The 3,330-nt window shown below is 60.0% G+C and carries 4 protein-coding genes and 1 pseudogene; 1 reads left to right on the forward strand and 4 read right to left on the reverse strand.

Translation table 11 applies throughout. The features are described from left to right. Window positions 1-404, forward strand: a pseudogene (locus tag JWQ61_RS21660) (lysine decarboxylase); the annotation flags it as partial. Window positions 405-492: 88 nt separating this feature from the next. Here JWQ61_RS21660 and JWQ61_RS21665 read toward each other — a convergent pair. The 4 genes from JWQ61_RS21665 to JWQ61_RS21680 form a co-directional block, all read right to left on the reverse strand. Further along, on the reverse strand, window positions 493-705 hold the full coding sequence (locus JWQ61_RS21665; protein WP_304362342.1) for a DUF1653 domain-containing protein: 213 nt from the start codon (window positions 703-705) through the stop codon (window positions 493-495). A gap of 79 nt (window positions 706-784) precedes the next feature. Next, window positions 785-1,996, reverse strand: a complete 1,212-nt coding sequence (locus tag JWQ61_RS21670) for a DUF2863 family protein (protein ID WP_369684916.1) — start codon at window positions 1,994-1,996, stop codon at window positions 785-787. A 22-nt stretch (window positions 1,997-2,018) separates the two neighbouring features. Next, a complete protein-coding gene (gene dcd, locus JWQ61_RS21675; RefSeq protein ID WP_304362344.1) occupies window positions 2,019-2,585 on the reverse strand; it encodes a dCTP deaminase in 567 nt (188 codons plus the stop codon). Window positions 2,586-2,707: 122 nt separating this feature from the next. After that, the coding region (locus tag JWQ61_RS21680) for a DUF3418 domain-containing protein (protein ID WP_304362345.1) at window positions 2,708-3,330 on the reverse strand (623 nt) is incomplete at its 5' end.

Below are 3,330 nucleotides of genomic sequence, written 5' to 3' on the forward strand. Positions count from 1 at the left end.
ACGTGCGCTACGAACGGCTCGGCTTGCGCGACCTGTGCCAGCAGATCCATGAAACCTACAAGTCATACGACGTGGCGCGCCTGACCACCGAAATGTACCTGTCCGACATGCAGCCGGCCATGAAGCCGTCCGACGCCTTTGCCAAGATGGCCCACCGCGAAATCGACCGCGTGCCTATCGACCAGCTCGAAGGCCGCGTCACCTCGATCCTGCTGACGCCTTACCCGCCGGGCATCCCGCTGCTGATCCCGGGCGAACGCTTCAACAAGACCATCGTCGACTACCTGAAGTTTGCACGCGATTTCAACGAGAAATTCCCTGGCTTCGAAACCGACGTGCACGGCCTGGTGAAACGCGAAGTGAATGGCAAGCGCGATTACTTCGTGGACTGCGTGCGGCAGTAAATTCAGCACTAAGCTGGCGAGCTGCAGATAAAAAAAGCCGGGACCAGGATTCAATTCCTGGTCCCGGCTTTTTTATATGCGGGCAGTTTTACAGTGGTGCAAACCGACGTGTGCCGTTTTCAAGCAAGCCATTGAACAACTCGGCAGGACGTACCCAAAGCCCCGGGGCATGCGGCCACAAATGTTCATAGACCACCATGGCTTCCTCGGTTTCGGAGTGCCTTGCCAGGCCGATGTAGCGGTACAAGCCGCCTTTGTAATGCCGATGTGTGGCAATTTTTTTTGCGTCGTCTTCAGTCACTCAGTTCTCCAGGATATCCGGCCCGGCGCTGCAACAGCGTCAGGCCGCTTTTCAGCCCACTTTGTCTATGCGACCCCACCTAGGCGGCCCCGTAAGGCTGCACTTCCGACGGCTGGCCGTCGGCTCCAAACCTGACCGCCACCGCCAGCGACGTGACGCCGATGGTGCGCAGCGCGTCGTAGGTATCGTCCACTTCCACCTGCAGGTCGGCGCCGGCAGCCAGCGGCTTTTCCGAAGATGCCAGCACGGCGCCGTCCTCGCCGCCGTCCTTTCTATATAAATTCACCCGCAACACCATCTCGCCGCGCACATCGGCCGGACCGACCACCGCGCTGGCTTCGTAAGGCGCAACGCCGTTCTGCTCGAGGCCATGGTTCAGCTCGGACATCATCTGCAGCGTGAAGTACTCGGCAATGCCGCGCTCTTTGCCGCCGTGGAACAGGTCCTGGTACAGGAAATGCAGATCGATTTCGCTGCCGTCGGTCACCAGGCAACGCTTGAGCAAGGGCGCGACCTGTTCGGTCCAGCCGTGGAAACGCTGTTCGCGCGCGCCGAAGTAGGCATCGGCGCCGGCTTCATCCTCCGGCACCGCATAAAACGCATCGTCGGTGGCCTTGAGCGAAAAACCCAGCAAGAAACGCAGCTCGACCGCGTCGTCGTCCGGTCCGAATAGGTTTTCCGGCCAGCCGCTGATGCTGCGTTCGATGGCGGTGGTCGCCGCCAGCTTCTTGTCGGCCATGGCGCCGAATGCATCGCGGTTCATTTCAAACAGATGGCTGTAGCGGATACTGTCGATTTCATCGAGGTGGTAGGCGTGGCTGACCAACACTACGGTAGCGTCCGGGCCCTCCAGCTGCGCTTGCTTGAAGCTGGCCGACAGCGCATCGAAGGCTTCCTGGTCCTGGAAGCACTGCTCACGCTTGAGGCCGCCGGCGGCGTGCGCGAAGAACGGCACCACGAACGCATTCAGCTCCAGCACCTTGCCTTCATCGCGGCGCACCAGCAAAATCTCGGATGCTTCTTCGACCTGCTCTTTCAGGAATCGCCAGGCGTCGAGATCGGCGTACTTGGTGCGCTCGATCGCGTCATACAGGATGTCATCCTTCTTTTGCTGCAGGTTCTTCTTGATGATCTTGTGAAAATCGATGCCAGCCTGCTGCAAGACAGCGCCGGCGGCAACGCCTTCGGCTTCGTCCCCATCCTGCTCGGCCAGGTCGATCGCCAGGTCGCACAGCTGCTGGGTGACGGCTTCGTCTTTATCTTCAGGCGAGACGCTGGCTTTCCGTGGCACGGGGCGCTTGTTCTTCGGCATCTCAGGCCTTCGGCAGTGTTACGCCCTGCTGCCCTTGATACTTGCCGCCACGGTCCTTGTACGACGTTTCGCAGATTTCGTCGCTCTCGAAAAACAGCACCTGGGCGCAACCCTCGCCGGCGTAGATCTTGGCCGGCAGCGGCGTGGTGTTGGAGAATTCCAGCGTGACATAACCTTCCCACTCCGGCTCGAACGGCGTCACGTTGACGATGATGCCGCAGCGCGCGTAGGTCGATTTGCCGAGGCAGATGGTGAGCACGCTGCGCGGGATGCGGAAATATTCCATGGTGCGCGCCAGCGCAAACGAGTTGGGCGGGATGATGCAGACGTCGCCGCTGAAATCGACGAACGATTTCTCGTCGAAATTCTTGGGATCGACGATGGTCGAATTGATATTCGTGAAAATCTTGAACTCGTTGGCGCAGCGGATATCGTAGCCGTACGACGAGGTGCCGTAAGACACGATTTTCTGGCCGTTGGCCTCGCGCACCTGGCCCGGCTCGAACGGCTCGATCATGCCGGTTTCCTGCGCCATGCGGCGTATCCATTTGTCGGATTTGATGCTCATCGCGTATTTCCTTGTTCTACTGCAACAGTTTATGGTGTGTATTTGGCGCAATTTTACGCGAAATCCCCTTTAAAACAGGGATTTAAGCAGGGATTTGACCCGCCACCGGCTGGCTATTGCTTCTAACGCTGCATGGTTTCCCAGACTTTCTGCAAGCGCTTGACCGAAACCGGCATCGGCGTCCGCAGTTCCTGGGCAAACAGCGACACCCGCAGCTCTTCCAGCAGCCAGCGGAATTCAGCCTGTTTCGGATCGCTTTTGCCGCTGCGGTCTTTTTGCGCGCGCTGCCATGGCGTCGCCACTTGCGCCCACTCCGTCATCAGCCGTGTATCGCGGCTCGGGTCGGCGCGCAATTTCTCCAGCCGCACGTTGACCGCCTTCAGGTAGCGCGGGAAATGGGTCAGGTTGGCGTAATCGTTGTCGGCAATGAAACGCTTGCTCACTAGTGACTGCATCTGCGCCTGGATATCGGCCACCGCCTGCGGATGGCCCTTGGCGCCCTGCAAGCGCTTCGGCAAGCCGTGATATTCGGCCAGGATCAGCGCTGCCAGGCGCGCAATCTCGTTGCACAGCAAACCCAGGCGCGACTTGCCCTCTTCCTTGCGCTGCGCGAACTCCGCCGCAGTCCGCGGCAACGGCAGCTGCAGGCAGGCGCGCTCCAGTCCGGCATGGATGATCTGGTCGCGCAGTTCTTCCTGCGATCCCAGCGCCAGGAACTGCATGCCCATCTGCTGCAAGCCGGGGA

Origin of the sequence: Collimonas fungivorans, assembly GCF_028292705.1 — a bacterium.
Taxonomy (GTDB): domain Bacteria; phylum Pseudomonadota; class Gammaproteobacteria; order Burkholderiales; family Burkholderiaceae_D; genus Collimonas; species Collimonas fungivorans_B.

What these genes read in the sequence shown, in the direction of transcription:
- dcd (WP_304362344.1), bottom strand. Translation starts at nt 2,585, where the DNA reads ATGAGCATCAAATCCGACAAATGGATACGCCGCATGGCGCAGGAAACC.